Genomic DNA, 16,681 nt, shown 5'->3' with positions numbered 1-16,681 from the left:
GGTTTGCCATTTTCTTGCCACACTGGCATGATGGCGGGATGACTAACCCTTTAGTGTCACTTGATTCGGAATCCAGCGAAGCGCTGCGGCACCGCCAGGCGGTGCAGATCGTGGGCATGGGTGCTTCGGCCGGCGGGCTCGATGCGATTTCCGAGTTCCTCGCCTCCATGCCGTCCCGCACCGGGATGGCGTTCATCGTTTTGCAGCACCAGGATCCATCGCGGCGCGGGCTGCTGCCCGAGCTGCTGCGCCGTATCACCGCCATGGAAGTGTGCGAAATCGCCGAGTCGATCGAAGTCCGGCCGGACCATGTCTATGTGGCGCCGCCTAATTTCGACCTGGCTTTTTCCAGCGGCAAATTGATGGCAGTCGAGACTTCCGAGGCGCACGGACGCTATCCGATCGATTCCTTCTTCCGCACCCTGGCGGCCGAAAAAGGCCAGGCCGCTGCCGGCGTGGTGTTTTCCGGCATGGGCACCGACGGCACCGCCGGCTTGCGCGCGATCCAGGAAGCGGGCGGGGTAACACTGGCGCAGGAACCCAATTCCGCCAAGTTCGATTCCATGCCGCGCAGCGCCATCGCGGCCGGCGTGGCCGATTTCGTGGCCACGCCGGGCGCCATGCCGATGTGGCTATGCCAAGTGCGTTCGGTGCCGCACGGCGGCGCCCATGGCGCGGCGCGCGCCCGGCGCCAGGCCTTGCGTGAGCTGATGTCGCTGTTGCAGCGCCATACCGGCAACAACTTCACCGAATACAAGATGAGCACCGTGCTGCGCCGCATCGAGCGCCGCATGAAGCTGCACCAGCTCGATTCGATGGAAAGCTATGTGGCCTACCTGCGCGACAACGCCGGGGAAGTGCAGCTGCTGTTCCGCGAAATGCTGATCGGGGTGACCAGCTTCTTCCGCGATCCGAGCGTGTGGGAGCACCTGTGCAGCGAAACCATCCCGGCCCTGCTGGCGGCGAACCCGGACGGCGCGGCCTTCAAGGCCTGGGTGCCGGCCTGCTCGACCGGCGAGGAGGCCTATACCCTGGCCATGGTGTTCGACGAAGCGGTGGCGCGCTGCAACGAACAGCCGGGCAAATACTCGCTGCAGATCTTCGCCACCGACTTGCACGGCGACGCGATCGACAAGGCGCGCCAGGGCATGTTCGGGCGCGGCGTGGAAGACTCGGTGGCGCAGGAGCGGATGCAGCGCTATTTCGTCGCCGATGGTTCCGGCTACCGGATCCGCAAGGAGCTGCGCAATATGATCATCTTCGCGCAGCAGAACATCATTTCCGATCCGCCGTTCACCAAACTCGATATTCTTAGCTGCCGCAATCTGCTAATCTATTTCAACCCGAAATTGCAGGAGCAGTTGATACCGCTGTTCCACTACGCATTGAAACCGGAAGGTTTGCTGGTGTTGGGAAGCGCGGATACGCCAGGCAGCTATAACGAGTTGTTTACCCCGGTTCCAGGTTGCGGGCGCATTTACCGCCGGCTCGACGCGAGCACCCAGCGCGTGGCGAATTATTTCCCGACCAAGATCGCGAAAACCGCGCAACCAAGTTCCATCGAAGTGACCACCATGACCATGAACGGCAATATCCAGACACAAGTAGAACACCTGCTGCTGAAAGCGCATACGCCAGCCGCAGTCATGATCAATAGCGACGGCGATATTCTCTACATCCACGGCCGTACCGGCACCTTCCTCGAGCCGGCCGCCGGCCGCGCGAACTGGAATATCCACGCCATGGCACGCGACGGCCTGCGCTACGAGCTGGCAGACCTGATCGAGCGTGCCAACCGCAGCGAATCGACGGAAACCGTGCGCGAACTGCTGTTCAAGGACGGCACCGCCTCGCTGCTGGTCGACATGACGGCCGAAGTGCTGCGCGAAGACAGCATGCCCGGCCATAACCTGCTGGTGACCTTCCATGCCGCGCCGATGCCGGCCCGCAAGCGCGGCAGCCGTGGCGCCGACCCCCGTCCGCAGGAGCTGGAGCAGCAGCTGACCATGGCGCGCCTGGAATTGCAGGCCGTGCGCGAAGAGATGCAAACCTCGCGCGAGGAGCTGAAGGCGGCCAACGAGGAACTGCAGTCGACCAATGAGGAACTGCAGTCGACCAACGAGGAACTGACCACCTCGAAGGAGGAAATGCAGTCGCTGAACGAGGAGCTGTACACCGTCAATGCGGAGCTGCAGTCGAAGGTGGACGACCTGTCCCTGGTCAACAGCGACATGAAGAACCTGTTGAACAGCACCGATATCGCCGTCATCTTTCTCGACAGCGCGATGAATATCCGGCGCTACACCAACCAGGCCACGCAGCTGTACAAGCTGATCGCGACGGACCTGAACCGTCCCTTGAGCGATATCGCCAACGACCTGGTGTACCCGGACATGGAAGACGATGCGGCCGAGGTGCTGCGCTCCCTGGTGTTCTGCGAGCGCCAGATCCCGACCCGCGACGGACGCTGGTTCATGGTGCGCATCATGCCTTACCGCACCGTCAACAATGTGATCGATGGCCTGGTGCTGACCTTTGTCAATGTCACCGAACTGAAACTGCTGGAAGCGCGTTTAACGCCTGAAGGAGGCAGCATCAAATGACCCGTACCGACGCCCTGCGCCAATGGCATGAGCTGCAAGTCAGCCAGCTGGAACTTGAAGTTCAGAGTGCCGCCCTGGCGGAGCTGGAGCGTCAGAAACGGGAGGTCGAACAGGGCCTGCTGCGCTACGCCGGCCTGTTCGACCAGGCGCCGGTGTGCTATCTGGCGCTGGCGCGCGACGGCATGATCGCCGGCGCCAACCGCGCGGCGGCGTCCCTGTTTGCGCTACCGCTGCAGGAGCTGCCGGGACGGCCGGTGACGCACTTCCTGGCGCCGCCCTACCAGCCGGCGCTGCGCCGGATGCTGGCCGAGCTGCGCGCCGACGAGGCCAGCGTGGCCATGGAGGCGCAGCTGTGCGATAGCGCCGGCGGCGGCCGGGTGCGCATCGAGGCCAACCTCGATCACACCGGTGAAGCCATCCGCATGGTGGTGAGCGACCTCGACGTCGGCTTGCAGCAGGACGCGGCGCTGCGGCGCACCTTCGCCGTGCTGGACAACCTGGGCGAAGGCGTGGCGGTGGCCGACGCCAACGGCGCCATCGTCGCCGTCAATCCCGCCTTTTCCGCCATCAGCGGCTATCCCGAAGCGAAAGCCATCGGCAGCGGTCTGGCGCTCCTGTGCGGGCTGGAGGCGGTGCGCGCCGTGCAGGAGCGCGGCAGCTGGCAGGGCGAACTGGCAGGGCGCCGGCCCGACGGCGGCGATTTCCAGGCCACGCTGTCGCTGCGCACCCTGGCCGGGCCGGAAGGCGCCGCGGCCGGGACGGTGGCCGTGCTGTCCGACATCAGCCGCCGCAAGCAGGCCGAATCGGCGCTGCAGGACCTGCACCGCAACCTGGAGTCGCGCGTGGTGCAGCGCACCGCCGAACTGCTGCACGCCAACGGCCAGCTGCGCCAGCTGTCGGCCCACATGGCGGCGGTCAAGGAAGAAGAACGCAAGCGCATCGCGCGCGAAATCCACGACGAACTGGGACAGAACCTGCTGGCGCTGAAGCTCGACATCGTGCAGCTGAACGAGCGCATGGGCGGGCGCCGGACGCGCTTTGCGCGGCGCGTGGCGGCGGCGCTGGACAATATCGACGCCACGCTGCGCAGTGTGCGCGGCATCATGAACGAATTGCGCCCCTCGGTGCTGGACCTGGGCCTGGCGGCGGCGCTGGAATGGCTGGTCAACGATTTCCGCCACCGCAGCAGCCTGCATTACGAACTGGAGCTGCCCGGCGAAGCGCAGCTGGCCGCCATCGGCAGCGACTTGAGCCTGGTGCTGTTCCGCATCGTGCAGGAGGCCCTGGTCAATGTGCTGCGCCACTCGCGCGCCAGCCAGGTGGCGGTGCGCCTGTGGGTGGAGGAGGGCGTGACCCTGCTGGAGGTGGAGGACAACGGCATCGGCATCGCGCCCTCCTGCCGCGAGCGCCCCGGCTCTTTCGGCCTGATCGGCATGCAGGAGCGGGCCGACGCCCTGCGCGGCAGCTTCACCCTGAACGAATACGAACCCGGCGCCGGATGCTGCGTCACCGTGCGCCTGCCATTAGTAAGTAGCCAATAGCCCTAAGTTCGCAGAACGCATATACTGCCGTTGCTTTATACGTTCAGGGGACTATTTTGACTAAAAAAATCGCACTTTCGGCCGCTTTGCTGGCCGCATTCGCTCCTGCCATGGCCGACGAGGGCCAGTGGCAGCCGCACCAGCTGCCGCAACTGAAGGCGGAACTCCAGCGCATCGGCATCACCATCCCGGCCGAGCGCCTGGCCGACCTGTCCAAGCACCCGATGAGCGCCATCGTGTCGCTGGACGGCTGCTCGGCATCCTTCGTGTCCCCTGACGGCCTGGTGGTCACCAACCACCACTGCGCCTACGGCGCCATCCAGCGCAATGCCACCGCTGACAAGAACTACATCGCCAACGGCTTCCTGGCCAAGACCCGCGCCGAAGAACTGCCGGGCGGCCCGACCACCCGCGTCTACGTGACCGACAAGCTGGAAAACGTGACCGCGCGCGTCAACGGCGGCCTGGACCAGCTGTCGGGCAAGGCGCGCCACGAAGAGGTGAAGTCGCGCATCAAGGCCCTGATCGCCGAATGCGAAAGCGACAAGATCTACCGCTGCTCCGTGCCGGCCTTCCACCGCGGCGCCGAGTATTACCGCATCCGCCAGATGATGATCAAGGACGTGCGCCTGGTGTACGCGCCGCCTGAATCGATCGGCAACTACGGCGGCGACATCGACAACTACGAATGGCCGCGCCATACCGGCGACTATTCCTTCCTGCGCGCGTATGTGGGCAAGGACGGCCGCCCGGCCGATCCGTCGCCGGACAACGTGCCGTATCAATCGAAGGATTTCCTGGTGGTGTCGGCCGAAGGCTTGAAAGCCGGCGATCCGATCCTGCTGGCCGGCTACCCGGGACGCACCAGCCGCTACAAGCTGCCGGTCGAGATCCGCTACGCGCGCGACCTGAGCTATCCGGCCATGGTGGCCGACTACCAGGCCGACCTGGACACCATTGCCGCCGCCACCAAAGGCAACGGCAGCGACGTGGTGCGCTACGCCAGCGTGGTCAAGTCGATCAACAACCGCATGAAGAAAACCCAGGGCCTGCTGGACGGCTTCGCACGCAAGGACATCGCTGCGATCAAGGATGGGCAGGACGCCGAGTTCCGCTCCTGGTACGGCAAGCAGCCCAACGCCGCAGCCCCGATGCTGGCCGAGCTCGATGCGGCGATCGCCACCGAAATGGCCGTCAGCGACGAGGAATTCGCCTACGGCGTGGCGACCTACAGCGACCTGCTGAAGAGCGCACGCACGCTGTACCGCCTGGCGCTGGAAAAGCAGAAGCCGGACGCCCAGCGCGAATCGGGCTTCCAGGAGCGCGACGTGGCCAATATCAAGGCCCGCCTGAGCCGCCTGGAGCAGTCGCTGGTGGCTTCGGTCGACCAGGCGCGCTACGCGGCGGGCCTGCAGCGCTATGCCAAACTGCCGGCCAAGTCGCATGTGCAGGGACTGGACGCGCTGCTGCCGTCCGTGGCCGGCGTGCCGGCGATGTACCAGCAAAGCAAGCTGGCCGACACCGCGGTGCGCCTGGCGTGGATGGACAAGGCGCCGGCCGATTTCGAGAAGTCGGATGACCCGTTCATCCAGCTGGCGGTGCGCATGCACGGCGCGGCCATCGCGCTGGAAGACCGCCGCAAGGAAATCGACGGCAACCTGGAGAAGATCATTCCGCAGTACATGGGCGCCGTGATCGCCTGGAAGAAGTCGCAGGGCAAGCCGGTCTACCCGGACGCCAACTCCACCCTGCGCGTCACCTACGGCACCGTGTCGGCCTACTCGCCGCGCGACGGCGTAAGCAAGGGCCCGTTCACCACGGTGGAAGGCATCGCCGAGAAGCACACCGGCAAGGAGCCGTTCGACGCCCCGCCGGCGCTGCTGGAAGCCGTGAAAGCCAAGCGCTACGGCCAGTTCAAGGATCCGGTGCTGGGCACCGTGCCGGTCGACTTCCTGTCCTCGGCCGACACCACCGGCGGCAATTCCGGTTCGGCCATCGTCAACAAGCGCGGCGAACTGGTGGGCCTGAACTTCGACTCCACCTACGAGTCCATCACCAAGGACTGGTACTTCGACCGCGACATCACGCGAGCCATCCACCTGGACGTGCGCTACATGCTGTGGGTGATGAAGGAAGTCGACCACGCCGACAACCTGCTGCAGGAAATGACGATCAAGTATCCTAAGCAGAAGTAATACGAATCGGGCCGTAACCCTCATGCCGTTCAGTTAAGACTGAGCGGCATTTTTCTTATGGCGGGCCTGCGAGCGTGGCATAATCGCACGTTACCCGCACCATGCTCCCATGAACGAAACCATTTCCCTGTTTGGCCTGGCCACCACCACTCCGCTGGAGTTGGTGTCATTTGCGTTGTCGGTGCTGACCGTGTGGTTGAATATCCGCCAGAACCACTGGGCCTGGCTGTTCGCCATCCTGTCCTCGGCCATGTACGGCGTCGTGTTTTTCGGCGCCAAACTGTATGGCGACATGGCGCTGCAGGGCGTGTTCATGGCGGTGTCGTTCTGGGGCTGGTACCAGTGGCTGCGCGGCGATGCCGGCAAAGCCCTGGCGGTGTCGTCCCTGACGCTGCGCGGTCGCATCTTGTCCGGCGCGGCCTGGCTGGCGGGCTTCGCCATCCTGGCCTGGTTCCTGCGGAATTTCACCGATACCGATGTGCCGAACGTCGACGCCTTCCTGACCGCCGGCAGCCTGGTGGGCCAGGCCCTGCTGTCGCGCAAGAAGATCGAGAACTGGCACGTGTGGATCATCGTCGACGTGCTGTACATCCCGCTGTATTTGCACAAGGGGCTGATGCCGACGGCCGTCCTGTATGGCATGTTCGTGGCCATGGCGGTGGCCGGCCTGCTGGCCTGGCAGAGCAGCAGCGCGCAGCCGGAAGAGGCGGTCGTCTGGAAATGAAGCAGCCTTACCGCGTCGCCATTCTCGGCGCCGCATCGTCCGGCAAGACCACGCTGGCGCAAGCGCTGTCGCAGCGCTACGGCCAGCCGTGGGTGCCGGAATACCTGCGCGAGTTCTGCGACGCGCGCCAGGACGTGCCGGTGTCGGCCGACCAGTTCCACATCGCCACGACGCAGGTGGCGCGCGAGGAAGCGCTGGCGGCGCACGGCGGCCGTTTCCTCTTCTGCGACACGACGCCGCTGATGACGGCGGTGTACAGCATCCATTATTTCGGCGGCATCGACGAGCAGCTCGAAAGCCTCGCGGCGTCGCGCCGATACGACATAACCCTGGTGTGCAAGCCTGAATTTGCATGGATACCTGACGGACTTCACCACGAAGAGGAAGACGTCAGCGGTATGATTGATTCCATCCTGCTCGGCGAGCTGGCACGGCGCGGCATACCTTATGCGCGCATTTCGGGCGCGCTTGAAGCGCGCCTGCAACAGGTGGAGCAACTACTGGGAGTCTAGTCGATGAGAAAACTGCTCGCGCTGGCCGTCTTGCTTCCGCAAATCGCGCTCGCCGAAACGGGCTACTACATGGTCACCACCTACGATGTGGCGGGCCAGGCATCGATCGACTACAAATACTGGAATGCCCATTTCAAGAACGGCGGCACGGTGGCCAGCCCGGAGATCGGCTTCGGCTATGGCGTGACGCCGCGCTGGTACACCGAGCTCTCGACACAGTGGGTCCAGTCCAACGGCCGCCACACGCGCAATACCGGCATCGAGTGGCAGAACGATTTCCTCCTGACGCAGGGGCAGTACGAGGTGGATGTGGCGCTGCACACGCTGGTGGAACGCTCGCGGCGGCGCGAGGATGGATATGCGCTCGAGATCGGCCCCGTGCTGCAGGCGCAGCTCTGGCGCACGCAGCTGAACTTCAACCTGTTCTTCCAGCGCGAGATGGACAACGGCGAGGACAATGAAACCGAGCTTGCCTACCAGTGGCAGATCAAGCAGCGCTGGAAGAGCTGGTTCTCGCCCGGCCTGCAGGGCTTTGGCGAAGTGGGGAAGTGGAACGACTGGCTGCCTTCGAAAAAGCAGTCGCACCGGGCAGGGCCGGCGTTCTTCGGGCAGGCAGGCCACATCAAATACGAAGCGGCCTACCTGTTCGGCAGGAATTCGGGGCGCGCGGCAAATTCCTTCTCGATGCGCGCCCAGTACCTGTTTTAGAAGTCGACCTGGGCCGACAAATGGAAGGTGCGCGGGGCGCCTGGGAACAGGTAGCCGTCCAGATCCGGCGTCACATCACGCCAGTAAAACTTGTCGAATGCGTTCTTCACCTGCGCGCGCAGGATCACCGAAGAGCCGGCCATGCGCAGGGCGTAGGATCCGCCCAGGTTGAACACATGGTAGGACGGCACGCTGACCGTGTTTTCCTTGTCGAAGGCCTTCTTGCCCGCGAACTGCCAGTTGGCAGTCAGCTTCAGTCCAGGCACTGCGCTCACGGCGTAGTCTGCCCAAACGGTCGACTTGAAATTCGGCACGTTGGGCACGCGCTTGCCGTCCACGGCCGCCAGGCCGGTACCTTCCTGTTCGGTATGGATGGCCGCCAGCGATGCCCCCAGCAGCAGGGCGCGCGTTACCTTGCCCTGGGCGCTGAATTCCAGGCCGCGGTGGCGCTCCTGGCCATCGCGTACGAACGTGTTGGAAAAATCGGTGAATTCCAGGCCCTGTTCGATCTGGTACAGCGCGGTCGTCAGCGAAATGCCGTTGAACTCGGCCTTGGCGCCGACTTCAATTTCCTTTGACTTGCCCGGCGCCAGCGCGGTTTTGCTGTTGGCGGCCTTCTTCGGCGCCACGCCGCCATGCTGCAGGCCTTGGGCGTAGGAGGCGTAATAAGACAGCTTGTCAGTCGGGCTGTAGACGAGCGACGCATTGGGCAGCCAGAAATTGTCGCGGGTCGGCGCCGCAACCGCCTGCGAGCGGCGTACGGAGGCATAGCGCGCACCGGCGTGCAGTGCCAGCTCATTGGTCAGGCCGATAATGTCCTGCAGGTAGGCTGCGCGCTCATGATCGGTGCGGCGTTCGGACACAGGGCCCACTTCGCCGGAGCTCATCGGCACCGCGACCGGATGGTAGATATTGCTCACGCCTGCGAAGTCGTACACGTCGTTGCCCCAGCGCTCATGGTTGCTGAAGAAGGACAGGCCGGCCGTCAGCTCGTGGCGGATCGCGCCGGTGGCGAAGCGGCCGTTCAACTGCGCCTTGGCCGACAGCGGTTTCTTTTCTTCGCCCAGGCTGCGGTAGTCGTACACATCGTAGTCGCCGTTGGCGCAGAAGCCCGGCCACAGGTTTTCGCTGCCGCAGCCGTAAGGGAAGGCGGTGTAGTCGTCGCGTTTGAAATGGTGCTGGTTGGCGCTGAAGGTGGCTTTCCACTCCTGCGCGAGCTGGTACTGGAAGTTCAGGCCGATGTTGCTGGTCGTCGTTTCCACCGGCTTGGCCCATGGCTGGTCGTTGAGGAAGGTGGCGGCGTCCACCACCGGCAGGCTGGTCCCGCCGATCAGCTGGAAGCCCGGCGCGGACTTCTGCGATTTCTTCTGGTAGTCGGCATCGATCTGCAGCAGGGCCTGGGGGCTGATGCGGAAGTCGACGGCGCCGGAGACAAAGCTGCGGTGGCCGTCGGCACCTTTGATGATGGAGCGCATGCGCTCGCCGGCGGCGTTGATGCGGTAGCCGAAGCGGCGGTCTTCGAAGCGGCCGCCCAGGTCCACGGTGCCCAGTACGGAGCCGCGTTCGCTCACTTCCAGCAGTACCGAGCGCAGATTGCTGTCGGTCGGGCGCTTGGTCACATAGTTGACGATGCCGCCCGGTGCGGCAACGCCCATCTGCAGGCCGGCCAGGCCGCGCAGCACTTCGATGTTTTCCTTGTTTTCCAGCGGGATCTGGGTGTCGCCGGAAATCGCGTGGCCGTCCTTGCGGTAGGAGTTTGCATTATCGAGCTTGAAGCCGCGGATCGAGAACTGCTCCGCGTAGCCGACGGCGTTGTAGGCGTCGCCGATGCTGGCGTCGAATTTCGCCGCGTCGGTGGTGCTGCGGATGTTCAGGTCCTGCATCTGCTCGCGGGTCAGCACGCCGACCGAGGCGGGGGTCTGCAGCAAAGGCTGTTCGCTGAAGCCGGCGAGCGAGGAGCGCTCGGCGGCGGCGCGGTTGGCGGTGATGACCACTTCGGTCATTTTCTGCTCCTGCGCGAAAGCGGCAGGGGCGAAGGCGGAAGCGACGGCCAGTGCGGCCAGAGTGAGGCGGGTATGGTTCATGAATGTGCTCTTGCTGTGCGTATGCGCCGGCGGGAGAGCACGCGAAGCCCGGGTGGGGCTTCATCCATCTGCGCTTTCCTTCGCTGGCATTATCCAGATCAGGTTCGGAGGGTATTTCTCACCCCGCGCACATGCGCGAGGACCCCTAGCGAGGCGGTATTGTACTACAGGCTTAGTTGCAGGGCCTTGCGCACGTCGGCAGGCGTGATGTCGTGGCGCTCACCCAGTCCAGTCATGCCGGCCGTTTCCAGCGCGGCCACGACGGCGTCGATCGCTTCCGGGCCCAGGCCGTAGCCGGACAGGCGGGTCGGCACGCCCATTTGCTCGAAGAAGGCGCGCGTGTTGCCGATGGCGGCGTCGATGCGTTCCTCGTCCGTGGCCCGGTCGCCCCGCAGGCCCCAGACGCGCTCGGCGTACTGCAGCAGTTTGCCGCGCTTGGCGTCGCGGCGGATCTGCAGGATGCCCGGCAGGACAATCGCCAGCGTCTGCGCGTGGTCCAGCCCGAACAGGGCGGTCAGTTCGTGGCCGACGCCGTGGGTGGCCCAGTCCTGCGGCACGCCGACGCCGATCAGGCCGTTCAGGGCCATGGTGGCGGTCCACATGATATTGGCGCGCGCCGCCACGTCGTCCGGCCGCGCCAGCACTTGCGGGCCCAGTTCCAGCAGGGTTTGCAGCAAGCCTTCGGCAAAGCGGTCCTGCACCGGCGCGTCGGCCGGATAGGTCAGGTATTGCTCGGTGGTGTGGACAAAGGCGTCGACCACGCCGTTGCCGACCTGGCGCAGCGGCAGCGTCAGGGTCTTGGCAGGATCGAGCACGGAGAAGCGCGGATACACATGGGGGCTCATGAAGCCGCGCTTTTCCTGGGTTTCCGCGCGGCTGATCACGCTGGCGCTATTCATCTCCGAGCCGGTGGCCGGCAAGGTCAGCACGGCGCCGAAAGGCATGGCCGCCTGCACGGCCTTGCCGCCGATTTTCAGGATGTCCCAGGCGTCGCCTTGGTACATCGCAGCGGCGGCAACGAATTTTGTGCCGTCGACAACAGAGCCGCCGCCGACCGCCAGCAGGAAGTCGATCCGCTCGCGCTGGATCAGCTCCACCGCTTTCATCAGCGTTGTGAATTGCGGATTGGCTTCGATGCCGGCGAATTCCAGCACGGTGTGGCCGGCCAGGGCGGCACGCACCTCATCGTACGTGCCGTTCGTCTTGATGCTGCCGCCGCCGTAGAGCATCAGCACGCGGGCGTCGGCGGGAATATGTTTTGCCAAGGAGGCAATCTGGCCCACGCCGAAGATGACGCGGGTAGGATTGTGGAATTCAAAGTTTTGCATAGTGCCCGGCATTATCGCGTAAATCGGGCCCAGCCGTGCGACACCCCGCGGCAGCGGTTGCTACACTTGAGAAATCCACGCCGCAGGCTGAAAATGCGTGAACCCGCATGCCTAAGGAGAGTGAGATGACACAAGAACACGTGGTCGAGCCGCGCGATTACCTGAATGCCCAGGTGCTGGATATGCACCGGGCGTTGACGTCGCTGAGTGAAAAAATCGAGATGCTGGATCTGCAAAACCAGCGCATCGAAACCTGCACCGATCCCGAGCTGAAGCTGGTCATGGCCAGCCATCGCGATGCCACGCGCAAGCAGATCGCGATGCTGCTCGAATGGGTGCGCCGGCGCGACCCGAAGCTGGACAAGGAAATGAAGGAAGCGCTGTTCAAGGCAGGTCCGATCGCGGCGCAGTTTCATTACGAGTAGCTACGGAAAGGAAGTCGATGAGGTTGCAGCCGTACCGGGAGGGCAGCTGGTTTGCCATTCCGCTCAGAAATGGCGGGTATGCCACTGGCATGGTGGCGCGCCTGTCGCCCCAGGGCAAGGTCATGCTGGCCTACCTGTTCGGGCCGACCCAATGGACGCTGCCGACCTTGGCGGACGTGCAGCAGTTGTCGGCGAACGATGCGCTGAAGGTGATCCGCACCGGCGACATCGCGGTGGCCAATGGCCGCTGGCCGGTGATCGGCAATATGCTGGGCTTCCAGCGCGGCGACTGGCCGGTGCCGATGTTCATCCGCCGCGCCGATGCGCTGCGGCGCGCCTGGCAGGCGACGTATGGCGACGATCCGGCCAAGCCGGAACGCGAAGTGTCCGTGCCATACGATACAGAGGGCTTGGAGAGCGATTCGCTGTACGGCTACGGCTCGGCGGAGCTGCTCATGACCAAAATGCTGGAATAGGGGGATTCCCCATGTACACGGGCGGCTGTTTTTGCGGTGCGGTGCGCTATGAGGCGGGTGGGCCGGCCTTGCACTGCACCTGGTGCCATTGTTCCATGTGCCGCCGCTTGTGCGGGGCGCCCGGGGTGGCCTGGTTCAGCGTGCCCCTGGCGCAATTCCGCTATGTGCGGGGCCAGCCCGCGGTGTTTCACTCGAGTCCCGGCGTGAGGCGCGAGCTGTGCGGCCTGTGCGGGACGCAGCTGAGTTTTGCGGATGAGCGAACGCCATGGGAAATGGATGTGACCACCTGCAGCCTGGATGACCCCGAAGCCTTGCCGCCCCAAGACCATACCTTTGCCGATTACCGGCTGCATTGGGAACATATTGGCGATGAATTGCCCCGGTATCGGCGGACGCGGGGGGATGGGCTGCTGGAGCGTGCCTAGAACCGGGAAGTATGGGTTGGAATGATCAACATCAAAGACGCACAACCGAAACCGATAGCCGTGCCGCAGACGGGGTCAGACCCTTGAGCCTGACCCCGGTTTACCGGCTTTAGCAAGCTGCCGCCCGCGCCAGCAACAACTGCTTCTCCTGCTCATTCTGCGTCAAGGCCGCGGCCCGCTCGAATTCCGTGCGCGCCTCCGCCATCCGCGCCAGCTTGAACAGGAAATCGCCCCGCACACTCGGCAGCAGGTGGTACTGCTTCAGCGCCGGCTCATCGACCAGCTGGTCCACCAGCTCCAGGCCAACCTCCGGCCCATACGCCATGGAAAGCGCCACGGCACGGTTCAATTCCACGACGGGCGAGGGCGCCCGGGTCGCCAGCGCCAAATACAGGTCCGCAATCTGCTGCCAGTCCGTATCCTCGGCGCGGCGCGCGCGCGCGTGGCAGGAGGCGATGGCCGCCTGCAGCAGGTAGGGCCCCGGTACGCGGCCGAGGCGCTGCGCGCGTTCCAGCGCCGCCAGCCCGCGCCGGATCAGCAACTGGTCCCAGCGTGTGCGGTCCTGCTCCAGCAGCAGCACCGGCTTGCCTTGCGCGTCGGTGCGGGCGCGCAAGCGGGACGACTGGATTTCCATCAGCGCCACCAGTCCATGCACCTCCGGCTCGCCCGGCGCCAGTTCGGCCAGGATGCGCCCCAGACGCAGCGCTTCGTTGCACAGGGCGGGGCGCATCAAGTCGGTGCCCGCGCTGGCGGAATAGCCTTCGTTGTAGACCAGGTAGATCACTTGCAGCACGGCGCCCAGGCGCTCCTCCAGCTCGGCGCCGCGCGGCACGTCGAACGGCACCTTGGCCTCGCCCAGGGTGCGTTTTGCGCGCACGATGCGCTGCGCCACCGTGGTTTCCGAGGCGAGGAAGGCGCGTGCGATTTCGTCGGTGGTGAGGCCGCCCAGCAGGCGCAGGGTCAGGGCCACGCGCGCCTCCATGGTCAGCACCGGGTGGCAGGAGATGAAGATCAGGCGCAGCAGGTCGTCGCCGATATTGTCGTCCAGCTCGCGTTCCAGGTCGGGCGCGGCGTCCTGCAGCAAGCCTTCAATTTCGTAAGTCAGTTCGGGTTCTTTTTCCCGCACCAGTTTCTGGTGGCGCAGGTAGTCGAGCGCCTTGTTCTTGGCCGCCTGCATCAGCCAGGCGGCCGGGCGGTCGGGCGTGCCGTTTTCCGGCCAGGTTTCCAGCGCGCTGACCAGCGCGTCCTGCGCCATTTCCTCGGCCAGCGCCACGTCGCGCAGCATGCGCGTCAGGACGGCGATGATCTTCGCTTCTTCAATGCGCCAGACGGCGTCGATGGCGCGGTGGATGCTGTTGTCGTTCATGCCGCCACTTTACCACCATGGCCGGCATCGCGTGATACACTCGACAACTTTTACAATAATGACACGTCCGATGAAGAAGAGCGTAGCGACCATCCGGGATGTGGCGGCCGCCGCAGGCGTCTCCACCGCCACGGTTTCCAAGTTCGTCAACGCTACGCAGCGCTTCTCGCCGGCCGTCGAGGCCCGCATTTCCAGCGTGATCGAGGAACTGGGCTACCGCTCCAACCCGATGGCGCAGTCGATGATCACCGGCCGCACCAAGGCCATCGGCCTGTCGGTGCTCGATATCACGAATCCCCATTACGCCAGCGTGGTGAAAGGCGCCAACCGCGTGGCGCAGGACCATGGCTACACCTTGCTCCTGGTCGACACCGAGGAAACCCCGGAGCGCGAACGCCAGTTGCTGGAAGCCTTGAGCCGCCGGGTGGATGGCATGATCGTCTACTCGCGCACCCCGGAGGAAGAGCTGGGATGGCTGCTGGCCCTGGATCGTCCCGCGGTATTTTTCGGCCGCCCGGACCTGATCAAGCTGCCCGCCGTGGCCAGCGACGACCAGCTGGGGGCGTACATGGTCACGCGCCATTTGCTGTCGCAAGGCCACCAGCGTTACGCCTATATGGGATTCTCCAATTCGCGCCGCGACCGCGAGCGCATGGCGGGCGTGCGCGAGGCCCTCGATGCGCAGGGACTGGAGCTGAATGTGTTCGATGCCGAAGCGCCGACGGCCGCGGCCGGAGAGAAGCTGTGTTCCGCGATCCTGCTGGGCCGCCAGCCGCCCGATGCCCTGGTTTGCTTCAACGACCTGCTGGCGCTGGGCTTCATGAAAGCCGCGCAGGTGCTGGGCTTCCGCGTGCCGGAAGATATCTCCGTGGTCGGCTTCGACAATATCCAGTTCGGCAGTTTCGCCTCGCCGGCGCTCACCAGCGTGGACCTGCACAGCGAGCATATGGGGGCGGCGGCGATGCGGAAACTGATCGCCACCATCGAGGGCAACCAAGCCGAAGCGCTGACGGTGATCAACGCGCAGCTGGTGCTGCGCGCTTCCACCGCGGCGCGCGCTTAGAGGCCGTTCAAAACGGCCATGGCGATGTGGCAGCTGCTTGCCGTGCAGGCGCACTGCCTTCGTCGCTGCGCCTAGCCACGCCCATGTTGAAACGGCCTCTTAGAGCGCGACCTTGCGCAGCTCCACTTCCATATCGCCCGGGTGAGGGTAGGGATAGGACTTGACCCAGGCAATCGCCGCGTCGCGCGTCGCCACGTCGAGCGCCCAATAGCCGGCGATCAGTTCCTTCACTTCGGCGAAGGGACCGTCGGTGATCAAGGGCTTGCCGCCGCTGAATTGGACGCGCGCGCCGCGCGCGGTGGACTTCAGCCCCTCGCCGGACAGCGCAATCCCGGCCGCGATGCCGGCGTTGTTGGCGCGGTTCATGATGTCGATCACCACGGTGGGCGGTTCGAGATCCTGCTCCGCCACCGGGTCCGAGCGCAGCAGGATGGCCCAGGCGCCATGCTGCGGCGCCTTGCCGGTGTCGAAGCCGACGCAGCCGCCGGGACAGCCGGCTTCGCGCACTTCGACCGTGGCGCTGCCTTCGGCATCGGCCGAGGGCCAGCGCGCCGCCAGTTCGCTGGCGGCGCGGCGGTCTTCCGCCTCGATGAAGGTGAAGCCGGCCACGCTGACGTCGGCGAACGGGCCTTCCTCGTACAGCCATTGCCCGTCGCGGCGGCGCATGCGCAGGCCGCCGTCGGCGCTGGGACGCAGCCACTTGGCCCCCGGCACGGCCTGCACCAGTTCAGCGGACGGGAAGCTGTCCAGTTCCGACGTGGCGTCGGCCTTGCGGATGACCATGTACTGCATCTCACTCTCCTTTAAACAGGCGCTGCGATTTTGCTGGCGATACGCGCTTCCTGTTCACGCAGTTCGGGCGTGAATTCGGCGCCGAAATCCTCGGCCTCGAAGACCTGGCGGATTTCAATATCGGAGTCGCTTTCCATCGGATTGGGGCAGCGCTTGACCCATTCGATGGCTTCGGCCAGCGACTTTACCTGAATCAGCCAGAAGCCGGCGATCAGTTCCTTGGTTTCCGAGAACGGGCCGTCGACCACGGTGCGCTGGCTGCCCGAGAAATGCACGCGGGCGCCGCGCGAGCTGGGGTGCAAGCCTTCGCCGGCCAGCAGCACGCCGGCGTTGACCAGTTCTTCGTTGAACTTGCCCATCGCTTCAAGCAGTTCGGTTTTGGGCATCTTGCCGGCCTCGGATTCCGGGGTGGCTTTTACGATGAGCATGAATCGCATGG

Annotated in this window: 15 protein-coding genes and 1 riboswitch; of the genes, 10 read left to right on the top strand and 5 right to left on the bottom strand. The window is 64.9% G+C overall.

What is annotated here, in order from left to right; all coding sequences use genetic code 11:
* Positions 1-38: 38 nt before the first annotated feature.
* The 6 genes from H597_RS0123370 to H597_RS0123345 all read left to right on the top strand — a co-directional run bounded on the left by H597_RS0123370 (position 39) and on the right by H597_RS0123345 (position 8,283).
* Positions 39-2,603: a chemotaxis protein CheB gene (locus H597_RS0123370; RefSeq protein WP_083941253.1), complete on the top strand. Its 2,565-nt coding sequence runs from the start codon at positions 39-41 to the stop codon at positions 2,601-2,603.
* Entirely contained in the window at positions 2,600-4,144 is a 1,545-nt protein-coding gene (locus H597_RS33530) for a PAS domain-containing sensor histidine kinase (protein ID WP_051294052.1), read from the top strand. Before H597_RS0123370 ends, H597_RS33530 begins: the two co-directional genes overlap by 4 nt.
* A gap of 56 nt (positions 4,145-4,200) precedes the next feature.
* Positions 4,201-6,339: a S46 family peptidase gene (locus H597_RS0123360; protein ID WP_028104236.1), complete on the top strand. Its 2,139-nt coding sequence runs from the start codon at positions 4,201-4,203 to the stop codon at positions 6,337-6,339.
* Between the two features lie 109 nt (positions 6,340-6,448).
* A complete protein-coding gene (gene pnuC / locus H597_RS0123355; RefSeq protein WP_028104235.1) occupies positions 6,449-7,063 on the top strand; it encodes a nicotinamide riboside transporter PnuC in 615 nt (204 codons plus the stop codon).
* Entirely contained in the window at positions 7,060-7,575 is a 516-nt protein-coding gene (locus H597_RS0123350) for an AAA family ATPase (RefSeq protein WP_028104234.1), read from the top strand. Before pnuC ends, H597_RS0123350 begins: the two co-directional genes overlap by 4 nt.
* Positions 7,576-7,578: 3 nt before the next feature.
* Positions 7,579-8,283, top strand: coding sequence for a hypothetical protein (locus H597_RS0123345; RefSeq protein WP_028104233.1), 705 nt, complete (start codon positions 7,579-7,581; stop codon positions 8,281-8,283).
* On the opposite strand, the gene H597_RS0123340 is transcribed toward H597_RS0123345, so the two are convergent.
* Positions 8,280-10,367 carry a TonB-dependent siderophore receptor gene (locus tag H597_RS0123340; protein ID WP_028104232.1) on the bottom strand — a complete coding sequence of 696 codons (2,088 nt, stop codon included), beginning with the start codon at positions 10,365-10,367 and terminating at the stop codon, positions 8,280-8,282. The genes H597_RS0123345 and H597_RS0123340 overlap by 4 nt on opposite strands.
* Before the next feature lie 58 nt (positions 10,368-10,425).
* A riboswitch (TPP riboswitch) is annotated at positions 10,426-10,524 on the bottom strand.
* 7 nt (positions 10,525-10,531) lie between these two features.
* Entirely contained in the window at positions 10,532-11,695 is a 1,164-nt protein-coding gene (locus H597_RS0123335) for an iron-containing alcohol dehydrogenase (RefSeq protein WP_028104231.1), read from the bottom strand.
* Between the two features lie 125 nt (positions 11,696-11,820).
* Here H597_RS0123335 and H597_RS0123330 point away from each other — a divergent pair, with 125 nt between their 5' ends.
* Genes H597_RS0123330 through H597_RS0123320 form a run of 3 tightly spaced genes read left to right on the top strand, consistent with a single transcriptional unit; the run spans position 11,821 to position 13,021 of the window.
* Positions 11,821-12,120, top strand: a complete 300-nt coding sequence (locus H597_RS0123330; protein WP_028104230.1) for a ferritin family protein — start codon at positions 11,821-11,823, stop codon at positions 12,118-12,120.
* Between the two features lie 17 nt (positions 12,121-12,137).
* Positions 12,138-12,596, top strand: a complete 459-nt coding sequence (locus H597_RS0123325) for an Imm26 family immunity protein (RefSeq protein WP_028104229.1) — start codon at positions 12,138-12,140, stop codon at positions 12,594-12,596.
* Between the two features lie 11 nt (positions 12,597-12,607).
* A complete protein-coding gene (locus H597_RS0123320) occupies positions 12,608-13,021 on the top strand; it encodes a GFA family protein (RefSeq protein ID WP_028104228.1) in 414 nt (137 codons plus the stop codon).
* A 109-nt stretch (positions 13,022-13,130) separates the two neighbouring features.
* On the opposite strand, the gene H597_RS0123315 is transcribed toward H597_RS0123320, so the two are convergent.
* On the bottom strand, positions 13,131-14,387 hold the full coding sequence (locus H597_RS0123315; protein WP_028104227.1) for an RNA polymerase sigma factor: 1,257 nt from the start codon (positions 14,385-14,387) through the stop codon (positions 13,131-13,133).
* A 70-nt stretch (positions 14,388-14,457) separates the two neighbouring features.
* Between H597_RS0123315 and H597_RS0123310 the strand changes: the two genes are divergently transcribed.
* Positions 14,458-15,450: a LacI family DNA-binding transcriptional regulator gene (locus H597_RS0123310; protein WP_028104226.1), complete on the top strand. Its 993-nt coding sequence runs from the start codon at positions 14,458-14,460 to the stop codon at positions 15,448-15,450.
* 99 nt (positions 15,451-15,549) lie between these two features.
* Here H597_RS0123310 and H597_RS32215 read toward each other — a convergent pair whose 3' ends face one another.
* Complete coding sequence (locus tag H597_RS32215) at positions 15,550-16,242, bottom strand: YciI family protein (RefSeq protein WP_083941252.1); 693 nt, start codon at positions 16,240-16,242, stop codon at positions 15,550-15,552.
* An 11-nt stretch (positions 16,243-16,253) separates the two neighbouring features.
* Positions 16,254-16,679 carry a YciI family protein gene (locus tag H597_RS0123300; RefSeq protein ID WP_028104225.1) on the bottom strand — a complete coding sequence of 142 codons (426 nt, stop codon included), beginning with the start codon at positions 16,677-16,679 and terminating at the stop codon, positions 16,254-16,256.
* Positions 16,680-16,681 lie beyond the last annotated feature (2 nt).

Origin of the sequence: Pseudoduganella violaceinigra DSM 15887 (assembly GCF_000425385.1) — a bacterium.
GTDB classification, from domain to species: domain Bacteria; phylum Pseudomonadota; class Gammaproteobacteria; order Burkholderiales; family Burkholderiaceae_D; genus Rugamonas; species Rugamonas violaceinigra.
The sequence above is the reverse complement of the archived record's forward strand: the minus strand, read 5'-3'. Positions and strand labels throughout refer to the sequence as shown.